This window comes from Ensifer sp. SL37, assembly GCF_026672675.1.
Classification (GTDB): Bacteria; Pseudomonadota; Alphaproteobacteria; order Rhizobiales; family Rhizobiaceae; genus Ensifer; species Ensifer adhaerens.
The window spans coordinates 2,104,781-2,127,732 of sequence record NZ_JAPPRN010000006.1 but is presented as its reverse complement, the minus strand read 5'-3'; the positions used below and the strand labels follow the sequence as shown (position 1 = coordinate 2,127,732).

At 63.7% G+C, this 22,952-nt stretch carries 21 protein-coding genes and 1 other RNA gene; 9 read left to right on the top strand and 13 right to left on the bottom strand.

All coding sequences use genetic code 11. The features are described 5' to 3' along the window. Positions 1-41: 41 nt before the first annotated feature. From OVA00_RS22310 to OVA00_RS22285, 6 genes are all read right to left on the bottom strand, one after another. Positions 42-524 carry a hypothetical protein gene (locus tag OVA00_RS22310; RefSeq protein ID WP_268089627.1) on the bottom strand — a complete coding sequence of 161 codons (483 nt, stop codon included), beginning with the start codon at positions 522-524 and terminating at the stop codon, positions 42-44. Positions 525-542: 18 nt separating this feature from the next. After that, positions 543-1,379 carry an MBL fold metallo-hydrolase gene (locus OVA00_RS22305; RefSeq protein ID WP_090299742.1) on the bottom strand — a complete coding sequence of 279 codons (837 nt, stop codon included), beginning with the start codon at positions 1,377-1,379 and terminating at the stop codon, positions 543-545. 283 nt (positions 1,380-1,662) lie between these two features. Continuing rightward, the gene (locus OVA00_RS22300) at positions 1,663-4,839 is read right to left on the bottom strand and encodes an efflux RND transporter permease subunit (RefSeq protein ID WP_060581110.1); all 3,177 of its coding nucleotides are present in this window, start codon (positions 4,837-4,839) and stop codon (positions 1,663-1,665) included. After that, positions 4,836-5,990 carry an efflux RND transporter periplasmic adaptor subunit gene (locus OVA00_RS22295; protein WP_113553917.1) on the bottom strand — a complete coding sequence of 385 codons (1,155 nt, stop codon included), beginning with the start codon at positions 5,988-5,990 and terminating at the stop codon, positions 4,836-4,838. The genes OVA00_RS22300 and OVA00_RS22295 overlap by 4 nt, the downstream gene beginning before the upstream one ends. A 482-nt stretch (positions 5,991-6,472) precedes the next feature. After that, positions 6,473-7,297, bottom strand: a complete 825-nt coding sequence (locus OVA00_RS22290) for a TIGR00282 family metallophosphoesterase (protein ID WP_034806196.1) — start codon at positions 7,295-7,297, stop codon at positions 6,473-6,475. A gap of 212 nt (positions 7,298-7,509) precedes the next feature. Beyond that, a complete protein-coding gene (locus tag OVA00_RS22285) occupies positions 7,510-8,082 on the bottom strand; it encodes a 5-formyltetrahydrofolate cyclo-ligase (RefSeq protein ID WP_034806194.1) in 573 nt (190 codons plus the stop codon). 308 nt (positions 8,083-8,390) lie between these two features. Here OVA00_RS22285 and OVA00_RS22280 point away from each other — a divergent pair, with 308 nt between their 5' ends. Further along, complete coding sequence (locus OVA00_RS22280; protein ID WP_089044528.1) at positions 8,391-8,642, top strand: transcriptional regulator; 252 nt, start codon at positions 8,391-8,393, stop codon at positions 8,640-8,642. 19 nt (positions 8,643-8,661) lie between these two features. Here the strand turns inward: OVA00_RS22280 and OVA00_RS22275 are convergent, their stop codons facing one another. Next, entirely contained in the window at positions 8,662-8,886 is a 225-nt protein-coding gene (locus tag OVA00_RS22275; protein WP_113187385.1) for a hypothetical protein, read from the bottom strand. Positions 8,887-8,998: 112 nt separating this feature from the next. Here OVA00_RS22275 and OVA00_RS22270 point away from each other — a divergent pair, with 112 nt between their 5' ends. After that, positions 8,999-9,868 (top strand): LysR family transcriptional regulator, encoded by an 870-nt coding sequence (locus OVA00_RS22270; RefSeq protein WP_268089626.1) that lies wholly within the window; start codon positions 8,999-9,001, stop codon positions 9,866-9,868. 23 nt (positions 9,869-9,891) lie between these two features. On the opposite strand, the gene ssrS is transcribed toward OVA00_RS22270, so the two are convergent. The 3 genes from ssrS to OVA00_RS22255 form a co-directional block, all read right to left on the bottom strand. Continuing rightward, positions 9,892-10,049: non-coding RNA, 6S RNA (gene ssrS, locus OVA00_RS22265), on the bottom strand. Positions 10,050-10,105: 56 nt separating this feature from the next. Beyond that, positions 10,106-10,483 carry a cell division protein ZapA gene (locus OVA00_RS22260; RefSeq protein WP_268089625.1) on the bottom strand — a complete coding sequence of 126 codons (378 nt, stop codon included), beginning with the start codon at positions 10,481-10,483 and terminating at the stop codon, positions 10,106-10,108. 11 nt (positions 10,484-10,494) lie between these two features. Then, a complete protein-coding gene (locus tag OVA00_RS22255) occupies positions 10,495-10,764 on the bottom strand; it encodes a DUF4164 domain-containing protein (protein ID WP_034806184.1) in 270 nt (89 codons plus the stop codon). A 350-nt stretch (positions 10,765-11,114) separates the two neighbouring features. Here OVA00_RS22255 and tkt point away from each other — a divergent pair, with 350 nt between their 5' ends. The 6 genes from tkt to OVA00_RS22225 all read left to right on the top strand — a co-directional run bounded on the left by tkt (position 11,115) and on the right by OVA00_RS22225 (position 18,392). Next, positions 11,115-13,097 carry a transketolase gene (gene tkt, locus OVA00_RS22250; RefSeq protein ID WP_060605920.1) on the top strand — a complete coding sequence of 661 codons (1,983 nt, stop codon included), beginning with the start codon at positions 11,115-11,117 and terminating at the stop codon, positions 13,095-13,097. A 73-nt stretch (positions 13,098-13,170) separates the two neighbouring features. Further along, on the top strand, positions 13,171-14,181 hold the full coding sequence (gene gap, locus OVA00_RS22245; protein ID WP_077959779.1) for a type I glyceraldehyde-3-phosphate dehydrogenase: 1,011 nt from the start codon (positions 13,171-13,173) through the stop codon (positions 14,179-14,181). 5 nt (positions 14,182-14,186) lie between these two features. After that, on the top strand, positions 14,187-14,777 hold the full coding sequence (locus OVA00_RS22240) for a putative glycolipid-binding domain-containing protein (RefSeq protein WP_060605923.1): 591 nt from the start codon (positions 14,187-14,189) through the stop codon (positions 14,775-14,777). After that, positions 14,777-15,973: a phosphoglycerate kinase gene (locus tag OVA00_RS22235; RefSeq protein WP_192438876.1), complete on the top strand. Its 1,197-nt coding sequence runs from the start codon at positions 14,777-14,779 to the stop codon at positions 15,971-15,973. Before OVA00_RS22240 ends, OVA00_RS22235 begins: the two co-directional genes overlap by 1 nt. A 246-nt stretch (positions 15,974-16,219) precedes the next feature. Further along, on the top strand, positions 16,220-17,245 hold the full coding sequence (locus OVA00_RS22230; RefSeq protein ID WP_192438877.1) for a class I fructose-bisphosphate aldolase: 1,026 nt from the start codon (positions 16,220-16,222) through the stop codon (positions 17,243-17,245). Between the two features lie 211 nt (positions 17,246-17,456). Then, positions 17,457-18,392, top strand: a complete 936-nt coding sequence (locus OVA00_RS22225) for a PhzF family phenazine biosynthesis protein (RefSeq protein ID WP_192438878.1) — start codon at positions 17,457-17,459, stop codon at positions 18,390-18,392. Between the two features lie 17 nt (positions 18,393-18,409). Here OVA00_RS22225 and OVA00_RS22220 read toward each other — a convergent pair whose 3' ends face one another. After that, the gene (locus OVA00_RS22220) at positions 18,410-18,961 is read right to left on the bottom strand and encodes a TetR/AcrR family transcriptional regulator (RefSeq protein WP_268089624.1); all 552 of its coding nucleotides are present in this window, start codon (positions 18,959-18,961) and stop codon (positions 18,410-18,412) included. Positions 18,962-19,067: 106 nt separating this feature from the next. On the opposite strand from OVA00_RS22220, the gene OVA00_RS22215 reads away from it, so the two are divergent. After that, positions 19,068-20,582, top strand: a complete 1,515-nt coding sequence (locus OVA00_RS22215) for an MFS transporter (RefSeq protein ID WP_192438880.1) — start codon at positions 19,068-19,070, stop codon at positions 20,580-20,582. Between the two features lie 42 nt (positions 20,583-20,624). Here OVA00_RS22215 and OVA00_RS22210 read toward each other — a convergent pair whose 3' ends face one another. Continuing rightward, entirely contained in the window at positions 20,625-22,505 is a 1,881-nt protein-coding gene (locus OVA00_RS22210) for a TPR end-of-group domain-containing protein (protein ID WP_034806145.1), read from the bottom strand. A 168-nt stretch (positions 22,506-22,673) separates the two neighbouring features. Then, positions 22,674-22,829 carry a hypothetical protein gene (locus OVA00_RS22205; RefSeq protein WP_090299729.1) on the bottom strand — a complete coding sequence of 52 codons (156 nt, stop codon included), beginning with the start codon at positions 22,827-22,829 and terminating at the stop codon, positions 22,674-22,676. Positions 22,830-22,952: the final 123 nt, after the last annotated feature.

Below are 22,952 nucleotides of genomic sequence, written 5' to 3'. Positions count from 1 at the left end.
TAGTTTTATTGCCGCTTTCCGTCCAGCCGGGGGGCGGTTTTTCAGTTGGCCGAGACCTGCGCGCGGCTCAAGAGGAAGCTGTGTCCGTCGTCACGGCGGCAGGAAAGGCCAGTGCGTTCCGACACGCAGGAGAACGGCCCTCGCGACCAGCTTTGCCCATAGTCGAGCACAGTCCCAGTCGAACAGCAGCTGGGATCGCCGACGGCGGGATTGAGCGTGGCGGCTCCCGCCCGGCCAAGGGTCGCCCTGACATAACGCGGCGCGACGATATCGCAGGCCAGCTCCGGACCGCCATCGGCGGGCTGATAGACGGACGTGCCGCCAGCCGGCGTGTAGATACAGCCGATATTGCCCGAGGGCATCGCGAAGATCTCCGGCTCACCCGCCGGTCGGACCGTGGTCTCCGGCTGGCTTTGCGGCTGTTGCCCCTCGGGAGACGGCATGCGCGGCGGCGGCGCGCCACCGGCCTCGGCAAGAGTCGAGAAGGAGAGAAAGAACGATACGCCAACCACGAGCAACTTCATCGGGCGATCCCAGGATGTTCAAACGCCCTTGAGGATATAAATCAGTGGTTTGCTTGGCAAGGAACGCAGGGATACTTTGATACTGGCGCTGTCGGCGTAACGCTTATCGTAGTCGTCGCCGAACATGTCCAGAAAGGCGTCGATCGGCGGGCCACGGCGGTGCATCGGCAGGATCAGCGAGGCGCGCAGCCGGCTGACCACCCGGCTCATGCTCTCGGCACCCATGGTCAGGCCGCCATCGACAGGCACCATGAGCACGTCCAGCCGGCCAATCTGGCTGTAGTGGCTGTCGTCGAGTTCATGGTGCAGATGGCCCAGATGGCCGATGCAGAGATCCGCCACCTCGAAGATGAAGATCGAGTTCCCGTCGTGCTCCATGGCGCCGCCGCCGGCGCGGATGTCGGTCGTCACGTTGCGGATGTGGGCGTCGCCGACCACGAGATCGTGGCGCGCCGGTTGGCCGCTATCGCTCCAGCCATGAAGCACGGTCTTGATCGCCGGATCCGGCGTCAGCGTGTAGTGGCTCGAATGCGCCTTGTTCATGGTCGCGACCATCGGCGGCATCGACGGTGCATACCAGCCGCTATAGTCGGTTGCGATCGAGACGCCGCCGGGCGTCTCGATCAGGAAGGTGGAATGGCCGAGATAGCTGATCGTCACCTCGCCGGCCGTCGTCTGCCCCTTGGTGGCAGCCGCGGGCGTGAAACTGGCAAAGGTTGCCTGGGGGAGCGTTTCGGCGATCGCCTGGCATTGGCTGACAGGGCGCGGCTGTTGCTGCGCATGGGCGACCGATGGCCAGAACGCGTGGATGAACCATATGGCGGCGAATGTGTAGACAAAGTACCGGAGCATCAGCCTTCACCTCTCTCACTTGCCGCCTGACCTCGGGCCTTGGGGGCACGCGGCAGGCAGGTATTGAACAGCGAATGGAAGCCTTTGCCTTCGCTCGACCGAACGGTGGCGTCACGGGGCGCGGAAAGAATTGTTCAAGGGCCCGGCCACGTCCAGTTACAAACGGCAGGCGGTGCTCACGTTTACGTCACCGACCCTGAGGCCGATAAGGCAATGATAGCCTCTTCAAAGCCGAATGCCCCGGCATTGCTGCCGGGGCATTCGTCTGATTGTCGTCCGGCCTGCCCTATTCGGCCGGGTGCGGCGCCGGTTCGCTCACCGCCGCCTTGCGTCGCCGGAACGACCGGAGCGCGACGTAGAACACCGGCGTCAGGAACAGGCCGAGGAACGTTACCCCGAGCATGCCCGAAAACACCGCCGTGCCGAGCGACTGGCGCATTTCGGCACCCGGGCCGGTCGCGATCATCAGCGGCACCACGCCGAGGATGAAGGCAAAGGCGGTCATCAGGATCGGACGCAGGCGAAGCTGGCTCGCCTCTACCGCCGCCTCGATCGGCGTCTTGCCCTCGTCTTCGCCCTGCCGCGCGAACTCGACGATCAGGATCGCGTTCTTGGCTGCAAGACCGATCAGAACGATGAGCCCGATCTGGGTCAGCACGTTGTTGTCGAGCCCGCGGATGAACACGCCGACCAATGCGGCCAGCACGCCGAGCGGCACGATCAGGATGATCGCCAGCGGCAGAACCCAGCTTTCGTACTGGGCCGACAGCGCCAGGAACACGAAGACGACCGACAGTGCGAAGATGAACACCGCGGTGTTGCCTGTCTGGCGCTCCTGGTAGGCGAGTTCCGTCCACTCGAAGGTCGTGCCCTGCGGCAGGATCTGGGCGGCGAGCGCCTCCATCTTGTCGAGAGCCGTACCCGTCGAGACCCCGACCGCAGGGTTACCCTGGATCGGCACCGAGACGTACATGTTGTAGCGCTGCACCAGCGTCGGACCGGCCGTATCCTGGATCTCGACAAGCGTACCCATCGGCACCAGCGCACCGGTTGCCGAGCGCACCTTCAGCGCCAGGATGTTGTCGCGCTCGACGCGGTACTGCTGGTCGGCCTGCGCCCGCACCTGGTAGACGCGGCCGAAGGCGTTGAAGTCGTTGACGTAGGACGTACCGAGGTTGATCGACAGCGCCTCGAAGATGTTGGGGATCGGCACGTTGAGTGTGCGCGCCTTGTCGCGGTCGATCGCCAGGAAGTATTGCGGACTGGAGGCCGAGAAGGTGGTGAAGACCCCGGTCAACCCTTCCGTCTGGTTGGCAGCGCCCATCATCTGGTAGGCAAGCCCGAGCGCGCGGCGCATGTCGGAGCTCTGCCGGTCCATGATCTGCATCTTGAAGCCGCCGGAGTTGCCGATGCCACGCACCGAGGGCGGCGGCACGGCGATGATGAAGGCTTCCTGGATGCTCTGCAGGCTGCCATAGAGCTGGCCGATGATCTGGTTGGCCCCCTGCCCGTTCTTCAGCCGCTCTTCGAAGCTTTCGAAGGAGGCGAAGACCACGCCCGAATTGGACGCGTTGGTAAAGGTCGCACCGTTGAAGCCGGCAAAGGCGACAGCACTTTTCACGCCCGGCACGTCCTGGATGATCTTCGAGGCCCGCTTGACGACGGCGTCCGTCCGGTCGAGCGATGCGCCGTCCGGCAGTTGGATGACGACGATCGCATAGCCCTGGTCCATGGTCGGCACGAAGCCGCGCGGCACGATCTGCGCCATGTACCAGGTGGCCCCCAGCAGCCCGACGAAGACGAGAAGGGCCGCGGCCAGCGCCACCTTCGTCGAGACGAGCTTGCGCACGACCCATGCATAGCCCGACGCCATCCGGTCGAAACCGTTGTTGAAGCCGTTCGCCAAGGCCTTGCCGAAGCGCGTCAGCGGATTGCGGCTTTCATGATGGCCGTTCTCGTGCGGCTTCAACAGGATAGCCGCCAGCGCCGGTGACAGTGTCAGCGAGTTGAAGGCGGAAATCACCGTTGCGACCGAGATCGTCACGGCGAACTGCAGGTAGAACTGGCCGGCGATACCGGGGATGAAGGCCGTCGGCACGAACACCGCGGTCAACACCAGCGAGATCGCGATGACGGCCGCCCCCACCTCGTCCATGGTCACATGCGACGCCTCGCGCGGGGTCATCCCTCGCGCGAGATTTCGCTCGACATTCTCGACCACCACGATCGCATCGTCGACGACGATACCGATCGCCAGCACCAGGCCGAACAGCGTCAGCATGTTCAGCGAGAAACCGAAGGCATAGAGGAAGGCGAAGGTGCCGACGAGTGACACGGGGATTGCGACGATCGGGATGATCGCCGTGCGCCACGATTGCAGGAAGACGAGAACGACGATGGCAACGAGAATGGCCGCCTCGGCGATCGTCTTGTAGACCTCGTTGATCGATTCCGAGATGAACTCTGTCGGGTTGTAGACGATGCGGTATTCGAGCCCGTCAGGGAAGTCCTTGGAAACGTCGGTCATCACCTTCTGGATCTGCTCGGCGGCGTCGAGCGCATTGGTGCCCGGCCGCGAGAAGATGCCGAGCGCCACCGCCGGGCTGCCGTCGAGATAGCTGTTGTTGACGTATTCGCGAGCACCGAGCTCGACACGCGCGACGTCCTGCAGCTGCACGAGGCGACCGCTTTCCGTCGCCTTGACGATGACATAGCGGAACTGCCGCGCGTCGCTGAAGCGGCCGTCCGTCGTGACCGTGTACTGGAACGCGCTGTCGCCCGGCGCCGGCGGACCACCGATCGAACCGCCGGAGACCTGCACGTTCTGCTCGCGCAAAGCCTGCACCACGTCACCGGCCGTCATGCCATAGGCCGACAGCTTCTCCGGATCGAGCCAGACACGCAGCGCATATTCGCGCTCGCCGAACAGGATGACGTCGCCGACGCCATCGAGCCGGACGAGCAGGTCGCGAATGCGGGTGCGCGCATAGTTCGAGACGTAGAGTTGGTCATAGCGTTCGGTCGGCGACAAGAGATGCACGACCATCATCAGGTCGGGCGAACTCTTGGCCGTGGTGATGCCGATCCGCCGGACTTCTTCCGGCAGCCGCGGCTCCGCGATCGACACGCGGTTCTGTACCAGCACTTGTGCCTGGTCGAGGTCGGTGCCTAGCTTGAAGGTGATCGTCAGCGCCATCGAGCCGTCGGCGGTCGAATAGGAGGACATATAGAGCATGTTCTCGACGCCGTTGATTTCCTGTTCGAGCGGCGTCGCGACGGTGTTGGCAACGGTATCGGCGTCAGCACCCGGATAGGCGGCGCGAACGACGATGGTCGGCGGGGCGATTTCCGGGTACTGCGCCACGGGAAGCTGAAAATAGGCGATACTGCCGACGATCAGCAGCACGATCGACAGCACCGACGCGAAGATCGGCCGGTCGACGAAGAAGTGAGCAAACCTCATTGCGCCGCCCCCGCTGCTTGCGCTTCGGGGGGAAGCTGCACCGTCTCGGGCTTCACCTTGGTGCCGGGCCGCGCCCGCATCAGACCGTTGACGACAATGGTCTCGTCGCCGGTCATGCCGGAGCGGATGACGCGGTAGCCATGCAGCTTCGGGCCGAGACGCACGGGCTTGGTCACCACCGTTCCATCCCCGGTCACCTCATAGACGATGCGCTCGTTCTGGTCGGCGCCGATCGCTTCGTCCGGAATGAGGACGGCCTTGTAGGTGTTCGAGCCTTCGATCTGCACACGGCCGAAGAGACCGGGCTGCAGCACGAGGCTCGGGTTATCGAGACGGGCGCGCACGCGCATCGTGCCGCTCTGCGGATCCACGCGGTTTTCGGCGAAGTCGAGCTTGCCCTTGAACGGCTCCTCTTGCGAGTCGGCGATGGTGACCAGCACTTCGAGCGAGCCGCCGCCTTCCTGCAGCGCGCTGCCGCGCTCGCGCGCGACCCGTGCATAGGAAAGCAGCCGCCGTTCGTCGACGTCGAAGTAGAAATCGATCGGGTCGAGCGACACGATCGTCGTCAGCACCGTCTGGTCAGCCTGGACGAGATTGCCCGTCGACAGCAGGCGCCGGTCGACGCGGCCGCTGAGCGGCGCGGTGATGGTGGTGTAGTCAAGGTCGAGCTTGGCACGCTCGACCGCCGCTTCCGCGCCGCGCACCAGCGCCTGCGCCGACAGGAGTTCGCGGCGATGATCGTCGAGCGTCGAGACCGAAAGCGTGCCGGTGCCCGTCAGCGATTGCGTCCGCTTGAACTGGGCCTCGGCGAATTCCAGCGACGAGCGCGCCGATTCCAGCGTCGATTCGGCCTGAGAGAGAGCCGTACGATAGGGCCGCTGGTCGATGACGAAGAGCTTGTCGCCCTTCTTCACCAGGGCGCCATCGGTGAAATTGACCTCGTCGAGATAGCCGCCGATGCGGGCGCGAACCTGCACCTCGTCGACGGGCTCGAAACGGCCGATGAACTCGTCGCTATCGATGACGTCCCGCACGACCGGCTTGGCGACGGTCACCACGGGCAGTTGCGCGTCCTGCGCCTGGGCACCGATTGCGGATAGAAGGCAAAGAGAAGCGCCGACGATCATCGGCAAATGCCACTGAGACAACATGCATGCCCTCCGAATGCACTTGGATCACGAGGGGCAGCCAATCGACCAGACCACCGCGATCGCTTTGAATATTTCAGAGCGGGGCCTGTGCGCAAAACAGCCGCATTACCCGTCCCGCTCCGCACAAATCCTCGGATCGGCAGCGATCCGAGAGGCAAAGTCACACAAGCAATCAAATGATACAGCAGCCTTGCGCCCTTCGGCCCGCGAACGCTGTCAGGTCAAATTCGCTGGGCAGCGAGCAATTGCCCGTGGCGCAGCGACAACAGCACATGCCCGCAATCCAGGACTGCGCACACCATTCATTCTGCAAAAACCCACGAATACATCACGCCCCGGCCCGGCGTGATTTCGCGATAACCTGCCATCATTTGATGGGGTTGTCACCTTGAAAAAAATCAATTCCAATAAGGCGATACGGGACAACCAAAGGTGCCCGCGCGCAGCTTCGCGCTGCGTTCAGAATGCCGCCTGACTTGGCCTTAAGACCAGAAATCCGGGATCGTTTCCGCCAGTCTCGGCCCAAGTCGCAGCGGCGCGATCTTCTCGGCGAGCCCGGTGCGATCGGAGATCTCGACCCCGAGACCGCAGATGGTGGCCGGACCCGAGGCCGCCTCGAAGCGCCCCTTCGGCATCTTCGAGATGAAGCGGTTGAGCGGCTCCTCCTTGTCCATGCCGAGCGAGGAATCGTAGTCGCCGCACATGCCGGCATCGCTCATATAGGCGGTGCCGCCGTTGAGGATCTGGTGGTCGGCGGTCGGCACGTGCGTATGCGTTCCGACGACGAGGCTGGCGCGACCGTCGACGAAATGGCCGAAGCACTGCTTCTCGCTGGTCGCCTCCGCATGGAAGTCGAACACGATCGCATCCGCCTGCTCGCCGAGCGGGCAGGCATCGAGGATGGCCTCGGCCGACTTGAAGGGGTCGTCGAGTTCGGGATGCATGAAGACGCGGCCCATGACGTTGGCGACCAGCACGCGCGCGCCATTGCGGGCAAAGAACAGGTTGGATCCGCGGCCGGGCGTGCCGGCCGGATAGTTGGCCGGGCGCAGGAACTGGTCGTGCCGCTCGCAGAAGACCACCGCTTCCTTCTGGTCCCAGACGTGGTTGCCGGTGGTCACCACGTCGGCGCCGGCGTTGATCGTCTCGAGGAAGATGTCTTCGGTGATCCCAAAGCCGCCCGCGGCGTTCTCGCCGTTGACGATGACGAAATCGAGCTTAAGATCGCCGATCAGTCCCGGAAGCCGCTCCCAGACCGCCGTGCGGCCCGTCTTGCCCACCATATCTCCCAGAAACAGAAGCCTCATGCTCGCTCAAATCCCACCAGGGCAGTTCCGGCGGAAGCGCGTCAGCGGTTGTGGCGGCCGGACCTGCGTAAAACAAAGAGGTAGAGCGTCTACACGATCCTGGGCCGACAGGAAACGCCCAAGATCGATTCCGCGTTGGATCGCGAACCAATCTTCCGCCTCGGCCCGCGCGATTTCAAAGCGCCGGGCCGTCGCTCAGCTTCGTCAATGACCTAGAAATGCCGGAATCCGCTCTCGGTGAGAACGGCATCCAGCGCCACATCGTGCGGTTCGGCCGGCACGGCAGCCACCTCCTGGCAGTCGAACGCGATGCCGATCAGTTTCGGCAGATGCCCCTTGTTGCGCAACCGGTCGATGGCCCGGTCGTAATAACCGGCACCGTAGCCGATCCGGTGACCGGTCGCGTCAAAGGCAGAAAGCGGCACGAGCATGATATCCGGGTCGAGCACCGGAGCATCCGGGCCAGGCCCCGTCGTGCCGAAGCCGGTTGAGATGATGTCGACGCCATCGAGCAGTTCGCGAAAGACGATCGTCTTCTTGTCCATGATCACAGGCAGGCAGAGCCGGGCGCCGCGACTCTTCAGCCGCGCCATCAGCGGCCGGATATCGACCTCGGAGCGGATGGGCCAGAAGCCGGAAACGATGTGGCCCGGATCGAGCGCAATGACGTCGCCGGCATGGTCGGCCATGGTCAGGCTCGCCTCGATCCGTATCTCCGCGGGCATCGCATCGCGCAATGCCAGCCGCTCGTTGCGCAGCGCCGCCTTCAGGTCTTTCGGTGACATCGTGCCCTCTCCTGCCTCATGCCATCGTCGCGGACGAATTCTCCTCCCGAAATGGCACAACCCGTCACTTTCTCGCCGATTCCCGGCTCAATCACCAGCCTATATACCCGATGTCGCCCGTGCACATTCACCCGCATCGCCGCTTTTGCCGCGGTTTGCGACAGCACTGCCAGCGCCTTCCCGGTTCGGCACAGCATTAGCGTTCCGTTCATCATGGACGACGGTTCCGCTTTCGCGCATTGGCGAGCGCATGCAAATAAAGACGCGATTTCAAATAATTAGCAGGAACTAATGCCCGCGTTCGATGTATGGACGCGCTCCTGCAGGCAGCAGTGGAAAAGCCGACGTCCATGAAGGACCAGATGAAAGAACTCGAACCGTTGGAACTGCGTTGCCTGACGCTTGCAGCCCGCGGCCGCACGCGCCAGGACATGATGCGCGAAACCGACATTCCGCTCGACCGGATCGACCGCGCGCTGGAAGACGCCATGCGCAAGCTGCAGGCCGGCAATCTAGCCGAAGCCGTCTTTCGTGCCGCAAGGCTCGATCTCATCTCGTAAGGATTGGCGCGGGGACGGCCTAGAGCATCCAGTGCGACCGATAGACCGCCTGCCCCAAGATCCGCTCCCGCTGCCGAAGGTCGGGGTCGCCTGCCGAGATCCCGACGTCGCGCAGCAGCAACGGCTTGTCTGCCGGCACCTCGACGGACGCCTCGACAAACAGCAAATCGACAGTCCATTGCCTTGCCCTGCGTCGGGCGGTAACGAACGTTTCGGAAAAGGCGAGAACGGCAAGCACGCTCATGGCAAGGACTCGGGCGCAAGATGATCTGACGGGACGATCTTCGCCCTCGCATTGACATCTGACAAACGAATTGCAAGCATGACTGTCATCAGAAAATCTGATGGTTGAAGCCATGCCCCTTCCCCTCGATAGCGATCTGCTCAGAACCTTTCTCGCGGTTGTCGATACCAGCAGCGTCACGCGCGCCGCAGACATCGTCGGGCGCACCCAGTCGGCCGTCAGCATGCAGATCAGGAAGCTCGAGGATGTGCTCGGCGACGCCCTGTTCGAGCGCCATTCGCGCGGTGTGGTGCTGACGCCGCAGGGACTGCGGCTCGTCGATAATGCCAGGCGCATCGTTACCCTGCTCGACGACACGGCCGCCGCGCTCCGCCAACCCGCGCTCGACGGCGCGGTCCGGATCGGATTGCCGGAGGAATACATCAACTCGACCTTGCCGAAGGCGCTCGGCAGTTTCGCCGCCATCCACCCGGGCGTCGAAGTGACCGTGCAGCAGGGCGCGTCGATGACCAATGTCGCAGCGCTGGAAGCGGGCGAGATCGACCTTGCCGTCGTCTTCGAGCCCGGCGGAAAGACGAGAAACGAAGTGCTGATGATGGATCCGACCGTCTGGGTGACGTCGGAGCAGCACCGGACCGACGAGCGCCGCCCGGTACCGATCGCGACCTATACCTATCTCGAAGGCGGTTGGTGCGACGACCTCGCTCAGCGCAACTTGAGGAAATGCCGCATCGAAAACCGCGTCGCCTATGTCAGCCGCACCAGCGGCGGCCTGATGGCGGCGGTGGTATCCGGCCTCGCCATCGCGCCGCTTGCCCGCAGCAGCATTCCGGCCGGCTGCCGCGAACTAACCGCCGATGACGGCTACACCGTGATCGATCACTCGAATGTCGTGCTGCGGATTTCAAAGGCCGGAAACGGCAAGGACCGGATCGTCGAGGCCATGGCCGACGCCATCCGCCGGGCCTTTGCCGGGGAGTGAATGAGCAACGGAAAGAGGGAGAAGTGCGATCCACACAACCGATGGATATTTTACGATCCCGGGTGCCTACAAAGTAGGTGGGCGCCATGTGTCCGAACCCACGGGTCCGAACAGGGACAGCTCCCTTAGGATCGAGTATGGCCCCGGGGATTGTGGTTCCTGTCGGGGAGCGCAGACCGCATTCGATATATAAAGTGTCTCGGTGCTTCGCGCCAGTGGCTCGCCGACGAAACCTTGTCAGCTCGACGGCGTCGTGGGGCGGCCGTTCAGCTTGGCGGCGATACCGTGGATCTGCTGGGTCACTTCGCCGAGCGCCGAGGCCAGCGCCTCCTCGTTCTTCAGCTGATCCGAAAGCGCGGCGTCGCGCCCATTCGTCAGGTTTCCGACCTCGGCTTCGAGGTTCTTCAGCCGGCGATTGACCTCGCTGAGCTCGTCCATGACCATGATGCCGGCCATGACGGTCAGGCGCAGATCGCCGATCTCGCCAAACTGGGTCTTGAGGTGTCCGACATACTGATCGAAATTGGTGGCAAGCTCGATCAGATGATCTTCCTGCCCTTCCTCGCAGGCCATGCGATAGGCCTTGCCATCGATCGAAACTGTCACCTGCGCCATGTCGCTTGTTCCTAGCGGTCGAGCACCGCCCGAATGGTTTCCATCGCCGTCACGAGGCGACGGGAAACCTCACGGTTGACCTCCTCGAGCCGGTTTGCCCGGAACTGCGACTGATCGAGTTCCTGCGCCAGCCGCGACCGGTCGGTGTTGACGCGTCGCACCTCGCCCTCGAACTCGCTGAAGTCCCGCTCCCTGTCAAACCGACCGTCGATCGCATTCTCCAGGGATTGCACTGCGTTTCGCAGTTCGTCGATCGCCGCTTTGACAGTCTTTGCCGGCATGTGTTCCGAATACCTCGCCCATGAGGCCGAATCGCCCGAATCCCGTCCGCCGCTTCGGCTCGATCTTTTTTAAACCTATTACGTAAGTCTCAACAATGCCAAGTACAGCAAACAACAGCGGAAGCTGTGGATGGATTGCGTAGCCGGCTTTCTTCAACGGCAGTGCAGCAGGCTTATTGCATTGCGGAACAAGCACTCGGGCAGGGACCGAAGCAAGCTGCCGTCAAATGGCCGCGGAAGCCCCGTATTTATTGACTCGCACGGCGCACCTGCTATGTGTCAGCCGCTTCTTGCGCGGTCTTTGGAGGATAGAGACCGTTCCCTGACCACCGAACGCAAACGGAACAGTCATGATCTCTCGCGAAAAACACGACCGGATGGCAAATGCGATCCGTTTCCTCTCCATGGATGCCGTCGAGAAGGCAAATTCCGGCCACCCTGGCCTGCCCATGGGTGCAGCCGACATAGCGACAGTCCTCTTCACGCGCTATCTGAGCTTTGACCCCAAGAACCCCTCCTGGCCGAACCGCGACCGCTTCGTGCTGTCGGCCGGCCACGGCTCGATGCTGCTCTATTCGCTGCTCTATTTGACGGGCTACGAAGACATCTCCATCGACGAGATCAAGAACTTCCGCCAGCTTGGCGCCCGCACCGCCGGCCACCCGGAATACGGCCACGCCGCCGGCATCGAGACGACCACCGGTCCGCTCGGCCAGGGCATTGCCAATGCCGTCGGCATGGCGATCGCCGAGCGCAAGCTGCGCGACGAATTCGGCTCCGACCTGATGGAGCACTATACCTACGTGCTCGCCGGTGACGGCTGCCTCATGGAAGGCATCAGCCAGGAAGCGATTTCGCTCGCCGGCCACCTGAAGCTCAACAAGCTGATCGTCTTCTGGGACGACAACAACATCTCGATCGACGGCCCGATCTCGATCGCCGACTCGACCGACCAGCACGCCCGCTTCCGCGCCAGCAACTGGAACACCATTGCCGTCGACGGCCATGATCCGGAAGCGATCGCCGCTGCGATCGACCAGGCTCAGAAGTCCGACAAGCCGACGATGATCGCCTGCAAGACGACGATCGGTTTCGGCGCACCGAACAAGGCCGGCACCCACAAGGTTCACGGCTCGCCGCTCGGCGCCGAGGAAATCGCCGCCACCCGCAAGGCACTCGGCTGGGAAGCCGAAGCTTTCGTCGTTCCTTCGGACGTTCTCGACGCCTGGCGTCTGGCCGGCCTGCGCTCGACCAAGGCGCGCAAGGAGTGGGAAGACCGTCTTGAAAAGAGCGAGGCCGAGAAGAAGGCCCAGTTCGTTCGCCGCTTCTCCGGCGAGCTCGAAGGCCGTCTGTCCTCCGCCATCGACGACTACAAGAAGAAGCTCGCCGAAACCAAGCCGTCGCCGGCAACCCGCAAGGCTTCCGAAGACGCGCTCGAGGTCATCAACGGCGTTCTGGCCGAAACCATCGGCGGCTCGGCCGACCTGACCGGCTCGAACAACACCAAGACGAGCCAGACCAAGTCGATCACCCCTGACGACTTCTCCGGCCGCTACATCCATTGGGGTGTTCGCGAGCACGGCATGGCCGCTGCCATGAACGGCATGGCGCTGCATGGCGGCGTCATCCCCTATTCCGGCGGCTTCCTGATCTTCTCGGACTATTGCCGTCCGTCGATCCGCCTTGCCGCTCTGATGGGCATCCGCGTCATCCACGTGCTGACGCACGATTCCATCGGCCTTGGCGAAGACGGCCCGACGCACCAGCCTGTCGAGCATATGGCAGCGCTGCGCGCCATCCCGAACCTCCTGATGTTCCGTCCGGCCGACGCCACGGAAACGGCCGAGTGCTGGCAGCTGGCGCTCGAAAGCCACAACCGTCCGTCCGGCATCGCGCTGACGCGCCAGAACCTGATGGCCGTTCGCACCGAGTATGAGGAAGAAAACCTCTGCGCCCGCGGCGCCTATGACCTGATCTCGGCCGCCGACGCCAAGGTCACGATCTTCGCCACTGGCTCGGAAGTCGAAATCGCCGTCAAGGCCTGCCAGACGCTGACCGCCAAGGGCATCTCGACCCGTGTCGTCTCCGTTCCCTGCTTCGAGCTTTTCGCCGAGCAGAGCGAAGACTACCAGCAGGCGATCATCGGCAACTCGCCGGTCAAGATCGCCGTCGAAGCCGGCATCCGTCAGGGCTGGGATCACTTCATCGGCAGCGATGGCACCTTCATCGGCATGTCGAGCTTCGGCGCTTCCGGCCCCTACAAGGAGCTTTACAAGCACTTCGGCATCACGCCCGAGGCGGTGGTCGCCGCCGCGGAAACGAAGCTCGCCTGATCAATCTGCGGGGCGCGCCGAAAGGTGCGCCCCGCTTTTTTTCGTACCACGTCAGTCAGACAGGGAGAGACCCATGACAGTGAAAGTCGCCATCAACGGTTTTGGCCGCATCGGCCGCAACGTGCTCCGCGCGATCGTCGAATCCGGCCGCACCGACATCGAAGTCGTTGCGATCAACGACCTTGGCCCCGTTGAGACCAACGCTCACCTGCTGCGCTATGACTCGATCCACGGTCGCTTCCCGGCCGAGGTCAAGGTCGAAGGCGACACGATCACCATCAACGGCGGCAAGCCGATCAAGGTGACCGCGATCAAGGATCCGGCAACGCTGCCGCACAAGGAACTCGGCATCGACATCGCGATGGAGTGCACCGGCATCTTCACCGCCCGCGACAAGGCTGCAGCCCACCTCACCGCCGGCGCCAAGCGCGTCATCGTCTCGGCTCCGGCCGACGGCGCCGACCTGACGGTCGTCTACGGCGTCAACCACGACCAGCTGACCAAGGACCACCTGGTCATCTCCAACGCATCCTGCACGACGAACTGCCTGGTTCCGGTCGTCAAGGTCCTGAACGATACCATCGGCATCAACCACGGCTTCATGACCACGATCCACTCCTACACCAACGACCAGCCGTCGCTCGACCAGATGCACAAGGATCTGTACCGCGCCCGCGCTGCCGCTCTGTCGATGATCCCGACCTCGACCGGTGCCGCCAAGGCCGTTGGCCTGGTTCTGCCGGAACTGAAGGGCAAGCTCGACGGCACGTCGATCCGCGTCCCGACCCCGAACGTCTCCGTCGTCGACTTCAAGTTCGTCGCCAAGCGCAACACCTCGGTCGAGGAAATCACCAACGCCATCAAGGCCGCCTCCAATGGCGCGCTCAAGGGCGTTCTGGGCTACACGGAAGAGCCGCTCGTTTCGCGCGACTTCAACCATGACAGCCACTCCTCGATCTTCGCGATCGACCAGACCAAGGTCGTCGAAGGCAACTTCGTGCGTATCCTCACCTGGTACGACAACGAGTGGGGCTTCTCGAACCGCATGGCCGACACGGCGGTCGCGTTCGCCAAGCTCATCTAAGACAGATGTTTCGCGCCCTCTCCTCAACGACGGTCCGCTGGCGTCCGCTGGAAGGGGAAGGGCTCGAACACCTGACGCTGACAAAAATCGACACCACCGACGGCGCGGTCATCCGCGCCGTCGGCGTTCTGATCGGCAGCCGCGGCGGCACGCCCTATGGCGCGCGCTACCGGATCGACTGCGACGACAGCTGGCACGTTCGCAAATTGATGGTCGACACCACCGATGGCCGCAGCCTGCATCTGCGCTCGGACGTTCCGGGCGAATGGGCGACGGCACGCGGCACGCCCCTCCCCGAATTCGACGGCTGTATCGATATCGACCTCGCGGGAACGCCCTTCACCAACACGCTGCCGATCCGCCGCCTCGGCCTTGTGAGCCAGTCCGGCACCGCCAGACTGAAGATGCTCTACGTGCCGTTCGACACGTTTCAGCCTGTTGTGGACGGCCAGCACTACACCTGCCTCGATGATTTCAGGCTCTATCGCTACGAGGCCGAGGACCGCAGTTTTGCCGCGGAACTGCCCGTAGACGAGGACGGCCTCGTCATCGACTACCCCACCCTTTTCCAAAGACTATCACCGGAGACTATCTGATGACTTTCAAGACCCTCGACGATCTGACCGACATCGCCGGCAAGCGCGTTCTGGTGCGCGTCGATCTCAACGTGCCGGTCAAGGACGGCGTGGTCACCGACGCGACCCGCATCGAGCGCGTCGCGCCGACCATCCGCGAATTGTCCGAGAAGGGCGCCAAGGTCATCCTGCTCGCCCATTTCGGCCGTCCGAAGGGTGAGCCGGTCGCCGACATGTCGCTGAAGACGATCGCTCCTGCCGTCGAGGACGTGCTCGACCAGCGCGTTCATTTCGGCGCCGACTGCATCGGCGACAAGGCCAAGAACGCGATCGCCGAAATGAGCGACGGCGACGTGCTGCTCTTGGAAAACACCCGCTTCCACAAGGGCGAGGAAAAGAACGAGGCCGAATTCGTCAAGGCGCTCGCCGCCAATGGCGACATCTACGTCAACGACGCCTTCTCGGCCGCCCACCGCGCCCATGCTTCGACGGAAGGTCTTGCCCATCACCTGCCGGCCTATGCCGGCCGCACCATGCAGGCCGAACTCGAAGCGCTCGAAAAGGGTCTCGGCCAGCCGAAGCGCCCGGTCGTCGCCATCGTCGGCGGCGCCAAGGTCTCGACCAAGATCGACCTGTTGCAGAACCTCGTGACCAAGGTCAATGCGCTCGTCATCGGCGGCGGCATGGCCAACACCTTCATCGCTGCCAAGGGCATCAATGTCGGCAAGTCGCTGTGCGAGCATGACCTCGCCGACACCGCCAAGGCGATCATCGCCGCTGCCGACAAGGCCGGCTGCGCCATCGTGCTGCCGGAAGACGGCGTGATCGCCCGTGAGTTCAAGGCCGGCGCCGACAACGAAGTCGTCGACATCAACGCCATTCCCGCCGATGCCATGGTTCTCGACGTCGGCCCGAAGTCGATCGCGGCCGTCAATGACTGGATCTCCAAGGCCGAAACGCTGGTCTGGAACGGTCCGCTCGGCGCCTTCGAAATCGCGCCTTTCGACAAGGCCACCGTTGCCGTTGCCAAGCATGCGGCTGCCCGCACCCGTCAGGGTTCGCTGGTCTCGGTTGCCGGCGGTGGTGATACCGTCGCGGCGCTGAACCATGCCGAAGTCGCCGACGATTTCAGCTACGTCTCGACCGCCGGCGGCGCATTCCTGGAGTGGATGGAAGGCAAGCCGCTTCCGGGCGTCGACATCCTGAAGCAGAAGTAAGTCATACAACCGGCGCGTGGGAAGCACTCTCACGCGCCGGCCATCAAGAAAAAACCTCATTTATTCAAACGATTAAAAAATTTTAAATCGTTTCAGTCGATTTTCCCGCCATTTTCCTGGACAATTTCACCTGTTACTCGCGCTCCTGTTGGGAGCGTGGCGGTTGCCCCGTGCACCGTCGGCCCTGCAACTGTTTCAGTGTTCGCCTGATCCTGATGATCGGCGCTGTCTAGGGAGAGAAAAAGCATGACGGAAAAACTGGAAGACATCGCCGTCGCCATGGTCGCCAATGGCCGCGGACTGCTTGCCGCTGACGAGTCCACGGCAACGATCAAGAAGCGCTTCGATACGATCGGTCTCGAATCCACCGAAACCTCCAGGCGCGATTACCGCGAGATGCTGCTGCGCGCCGAAAAGGCGATGCGCAAATACATCTCCGGCGTCATCCTCTACGAGGAAACCCTGTTCCAGCATGCGGTCGACGGCACCCAGCTCGTCGACATCATCCGGGCGGCCGGCTCGATCCCCGGCATCAAGGTCGATGCGGGCGCCAAGCCGATGACGAACTTCCCGGCCGAGACAATCACCGAAGGCCTCGACGGCCTTGCCCAGCGGTTGGCGAGATATCACGAGGCCGGCGCACGCTTTGCCAAGTGGCGCGGCGTGATCTCCATCTCCGATACGCTGCCCACCGCCGGTGCGGTTCGCGCCAATGCCCATGCGCTCGCCCGCTACGCCGCCCTGTGCCAGGACGCCGGCATCGTCCCGATCGTCGAGCCGGAAGTGCTGATGGACGGCGCGCCGGGCGATCACTCGATCGATCGCTCCGAACAGGTGACCGAGTGGACGCTGCGGACAACCTTCGAAGAATTGGCGGCCATGCGCGTCAAGCTCGAAGGCATGATCCTGAAACCGAGCATGGTGATCGACGGCAAGAAGGCCCGCAATGCCTCCGTCGCCGAAGTGGCCGAGCGCACCATCCGGGTGCTGAAGCGCACGGTGCCTTCGGCGGTACCGGGCATCGCCTTCCTCTCGGGCGGCCAGTCGACCGAGGAAGCGACCGCCCACCTCTCGGCAATGAATGCCAGCCACGACCTGCCCTGGAAGCTCACCTTCTCCTATGGCCGCGCGCTGCAGCAGGAGGCGCTCAATGCTTGGCACGGCAAGGCCGACAACATCGGCGCCGGCCAGCGCGCCTTCTCGCATCGCGCCGAGATGTGCAGCCTTGCCGCCAGGGGTACGTGGAAGAAGGAACTCGAGAAGGCTGCCTAAGCCAGGTCTACCGGATGAGAAGGGGCCGTCCGCCGGCCCTTTTTTTTGCCAAAGGGTTGGCGCGCCTGCGAGGTGACGGCTTCGTCGGCGTCGGGGAACTTGTCACCCGGACAAGTTCGCGTCTTTGTGCGGTGTGTCGGCTGCCTTAAGCCTTGGCTTCAGAGCCGACACGATGAGCGCCAACGGCGCCCAACCAGCGAAAGCCAGGACCATGACCTCTGACACCGCGCCGAAATCCGTTGCCTATGTCACCGTCGACGTCTTCACCGACGAGCGCTTCGCCGGCAACCAGTTGGCTGTCATGTCCGACGCCCGCGGCTTGAGCGATCGTCAGATGCAGGCGATCGCGACCGAATTCGGCTATTCCGAAGTCACCTTCGTTTTGCCGCCGCGCGACCCCGCCAACACGGCGGAAGTCCGGATCTTCACGCCGACGACGGAGATCCCCTTTGCCGGTCATCCCAATGTCGGCACGGCCTTCGTGCTCGGCGGGCAAAAGGAAATCTTCGGCCGCGCGCCCGGTGAAATCCTGCGGTTCGAGGAAAAGGCCGGCCTTGTCGAGGCCACATTGCTGCGGGAAGGCGGTGTAGTGGTGGGCGCCACCATCGTCGTACCGCGCAGCCTGACCGTCGGCCCCGAAATCGACGCCGACACCATCGCCGCCTGCGCGTCGCTCGCGCCTGAAGCCGTCAGCAGACGCGTGCATGCGCCGACCCGGCTTTCCGTCGGGCTGCCCTTCGCCGTCGCCGAAATCAAGGATGTCGCGACGCTGTCGTCCGCCCAACCCAATGTCACCGCCTTCCAGGCGGCCAACGCGCGCTACAAACCCGAGGAAGACAGTTTCAGCCTGTTCCTCTACGCTCGCTCGGCAGAGGCGCCATGGCAGATCCGGGCACGCATGTTCGCGCCGCTCGACAATGTCAACGAGGACCCGGCAACCGGCAGCGCCTCGGCAGCACTTTCCGCCCATCTCGTCTCGCTCATCCAGGAGCAGGATATCGATGTCGAGATCATCATCGAGCAGGGTGTGGAGATGGGGCGCCGCAGCCTCATCGGCGCGCATGTCCGAAAGCAGGGTGGTGTCGTTCGCAAGGTCAGCCTTTCCGGCCAGTGCGTCAGCGCCATGCGCGGGCTGATCGACCTCTAGAGCGTCCTTCCTCGCCCTCAGGCGCGGTCGCGCTCCGGCAGAAGCTTCAAGATATCGGCAAACATATCCTGCCATTCGGCGTCGTCCATCTCGAGGAAGCCGAAGCCGCGCAGCAGGAAGACGCCTTCGGTCGCGAGAAACACCATTCGCGCCCTGCGCCCCTCCTCCGTCGAGAGGTCGAGACCATCGAGGCGGGCGCGGTACCAGGCGCGGTTCTTCGCCATGTGCTCTTCCCGCTGCAGCAGCGCCGCCATCATGCCGGATGTGCGGGCATTGTCGGCCGTGTTCATCCGGGCGGTCACCGATGCATGGGCACGCATCGCCTTGATCGGATCAGGATCGTCGCCACCCTCCGCCGCTACCGCGGTATCGAACTCGTCGAACCAACGCTGCATCATCGCGTCGATCAGGCCGTCCTTGTTGCCGAAGCAATATTGCACGCCGCCCTTGGTGATGCCGGAAGCCTTGGCGACGGCATCGATCGTCAGGCCGGCCGCGCCGACGGAATTCACCACCGCCTCCGCCGCGTCCAGAACCTTGTCCCGATCGATTGTTCGTCGCCGTCCCATCTTGACTTCCTATTTCAAATCCATACGTACGTATTCAAATAACCAACGCCCCTGATTTAAACAAGGCCCAGCCCCCATTTCCCAGTGGCGGCCACCGAGGTGTACCATGCTTCCGCAAAATCGCTGGCTCATTCTGGCCATAGTATCGAGCGCGCTCTTTCTGATCGTCGTCGACATGACGGTGCTCTATACCGCCCTGCCCCGCCTGACCCACGATCTCGGCGCCACCGCGTCGGAGAAGCTCTGGATCGTCAACGCCTATGCTCTCGTCGTCGCTGGTCTTCTACCCGGCCTCGGCACGCTCGGCGACCGGCTCGGCCACAAGAAGCCCTTCATCGTCGGCCTTGCCGTCTTCGGCATCGCCTCGCTGATCGCCGCCTATGCGCCGACACCGGCGATCCTGATCGGTGGTCGCGTCCTGCTCGCCGTCGGCGCTGCCCTCATGATGCCGGCGACGCTGTCGATCATCCGGCTCACTTTCACCGACGAACGCGAACGCGCGCTGGCGATCGGCGTTTGGGCAGCGATCGCTTCGGGCGGTGCCGCGATCGGCCCGGTGCTCGGCGGTTTCCTGCTCGAATACTTCTGGTGGGGCTCGGTCTTCCTCATCAACGTGCCGGTCGTCGCGATGGCCCTCGTGCTCGGCCTCGTCGTGCTGCCGAACAACGCCGGCAATCCGAAACACCCCTGGGACGCGATCGGTTCGCTGCAGATCATGGTCGGCCTCATCGGCCTTGCCTATGCCGTCAAGGAAACGAGCAAGCGCGAGCCGTCGCTGGAAGCGGGTCTCGCTGCCGCCGTGATCGGCGCTATCGCGCTCTTTCTCTTCGTGCGCCGCCAGCGCCGCAGCCCGCATCCGCTGATCGACTTCAGCCTCTTCCGCAATGCGGTGTTTTCCTCCGGCGTTGCCGCAGCGCTCGTGGCATCCGCCTCGATCGTCGGCATCGAACTGGTGCTGAGCCAGCAGCTGCAGCTCGTCGAGGGCTTTTCGCCGCTCGAGGCGGGTGTCTTCATTCTGCCGATCCCGCTTGCGGCTTTCGTCGCCGGCCCGCTGACCGGCACCCTGCTGCCGCGCCTGGGCGCCGAAGTGGTGCTGCGCTCGGGCCTCATCCTGGCGGCTCTCGGTCTTGGCGGCTATCTGCTCGTCCATGAAACCGGCGCGCTCGCCCAGATCGTCACCCTCGTCGTCCTCGGCCTCGGCATCGGTGCCTCCATGACCGCCGCCTCCAGCGCCATCATGTTCAACGCCCCGCCGGAACGGGCCGGCATGGCAGCATCGATCGAGGAGGTCTCGTTCGAGCTTGGCGGTGCGATCGGCATTGCCGTGCTTGGCACAGTCATGTCGGTCGTCTACACCGCCTTCCTCGTCCTGCCGGAGGGGGCTGCAATCCCGCCGATGGCGCGCGACAGCCTCGATGAAGCCCTGCTCCTCGCCGAGAAGCTGCCGGCGGATGTGGCGAGCGAACTGGTGAGCCGTGCCCGCCTCGCCTTCGAAGGAGCGTTTACCGCGGTCGTGATGGTGGCAACAGCAATGCTGTTCGTGACCGGGGCGGCCATTTGGTGGCTGACGGCCGGGCGCGTCAGCACCCCTCAGGGATCCCGCCAGGCGGGCCACCACTAACAGCAAGCTTCGAGCCGCCGGATGGAAACGACTGTCCGGCGGTCAGCGCAATCCGGCTTCGCATTTCGCGATCGCCTCGACCATCGCCTGGAAGCGAACATGGTGGCGCACCGCGTCGAGGTCGGAATCCTGCTTGAACCAGAGCAGTTGGTAGCAGGAGCTCTGCGGCAGCAAGGTTTCGAGAAGATCGAGGGCCGCGTCGATATCGCCAAGGATGCAGAAGACGCAGGCCGTGTTGTAGCGGGCGACCACGTCATCGGGATCGATTGCCAGCGCCCGCGCTGCCCATTCGCGCGCACGGTCGGCCTCGCCCATATGGGCAAGCGCCAGCGCGCCGCGGTGGGCCGGGCCCGAGTTTTCCGGGTTGAGCTCCAGCGCCCGCTCCGCCCGAGCGATGCCGATGCGCGCCCACTGCTTGCGTTCAGTATCCCGGCCGAGCGTGCGATAGGCGCTCATCAGGTGGATCGGTGACAGGTAGTCGTCCGGCCGGATATCGGCGGCACGCTTGAAGAACTGAATCGCCATTTCGAACGCGCCCTGCATGAACAGGAAGCGGCCATAGTGGAAATTCGCCTCGTAGAGCCCGGCATCCAGCGCCAGCGCCTGCTCGAAGGCGGCGACGGCTTCGTCGCATTGGCCGTCCTGGTGCAGCACGAGACCGCGAGACGCATGGGCCTCCGCGAGGTCTGGGTCGAGCGCCAGCGCCTTGTCGGTCATGGACAGGATGCCTTGCAGCGGAAATTCATCCTCGTGCCAGTCGCGAAGCGCCGACTCGCAGTCGGCAATGCCGGCATAGGCGCGGGCAAAATCCGGATCGAGCTCCACCGCCTTCATGAACATGCGCCGCGCGAGCAGGAGATAGGAGCGCGTCCAGGCGTGGGAAAACTGCCGGCCACGCAGATAGTAGGTATAGGCCTCGACGCTTGTCGTCGGGTCGCTTTCGATCGCCCGCCTCTCCGCCGGCAGCAGCTTGATCTTCAACTGGTCGACGATCGCATGGGTGATTTCGTCCTGGATCGCGAAGATATCAGTCAGGTCCCGGTCGTAGCGGTCGGCCCAGAGATGCGTGCCGGTCAGCGCATCGATCAACTGGCCGGTGATGCGCACCCGCGCGCCCGCCTTGCGCACGCTGCCCTCGAGGATGTAGCGGACGCCCAATTCCTGGGCCACCTGCTTCACCTTCACCGACCGCCCCTTGTAGGTGAACACGGTGTTACGGGCGACGACGTGCAGCTTCGAGATCTTCGAAAGATCGGTGATGATGTCTTCGGTGATGCCGTCGGAGAAGTATTCCTGCTCCGGATCGTGGCTCATATTGGTGAAGGGAAGCACGCCGACCGAGAGCCCGTAGCCATCGTCGAGCACCACCGGGCACGATCCGTTCGGTGCCGACGCGACCTTCGTCGGGGCGCCGAGCGCCACCGAATAGACGTGAACGCCGGCGGCGATGTTCTTCAGCGTGTGTTCGCCCTTGTCGACGAAGCCGACATCCAGGCGCGACCCTACATGATCGCGCACGGAAGCCGAGACGGCGATGCCCGACGGCTCTGCGAGGCCTTCGAGACGCGCCGCGACATTGACGCCGTCCCCGAAGATGTCGCCATCCTCGACGATGATGTCGCCGAGGTGCACGCCGATCCTGAGCTCGATGCGCTTCAGCGGCGACACGCTTTCGTTGCGCAGCAGCATGCCGCGCTGGATATCGACGGCGCAGGCGACCGCGTGCACGACGCTTGCGAACTCGACCAGGATGCCGTCGCCGGTGAGCTTGACGATGCGTCCCTTGTGACGGGTGATCTTCGGATCGACGAGTTCGCTCTTGTGCCGTTTCATGGCGGCCAGCGTGCCGGTTTCGTCAGCGCCGATCAGGCGACTGTACCCCACGACATCGGCAGCGAGAATGGCAGCAAGCCGGCGTTCCAAGAAACCCTCGAAGTCATCTCCCGAATGAGGTTCGCACTTTAGCGCTTTCTTTCCCATCTGTCCTGCGCCCTTTTCTGGTTGAAACGACAGGTTTCGCAACCAAGGTAGCGGCGAGCCGGAGGCGATGGAGTTCCAAAGGTAACGGGGAGTTGCGGCGGGGCGGCCGGGTCAGGGACGGATCAACACCGTCACCATCATCATCACGATGGCGAAGACCGCGATCTTCCAGAAATCGCGACGGCGGCGCAGCCCCGGAATGCCGATCGGCCAGAGGAGCTGAATGGCCATGATCAGAAGCAGAAAAAGGGCGATCGCCTTCTGCATGTTGCCCTCGTCTACCGGGAGGCCGCCTCGACCGGTGAAGCGTTCGCAACACCGGCACTCTTCGTCGCACGCAGCACCGCCTCCCCCGAGGACTAGCGATACGTTGCGCTTGGCAAAAAGGGC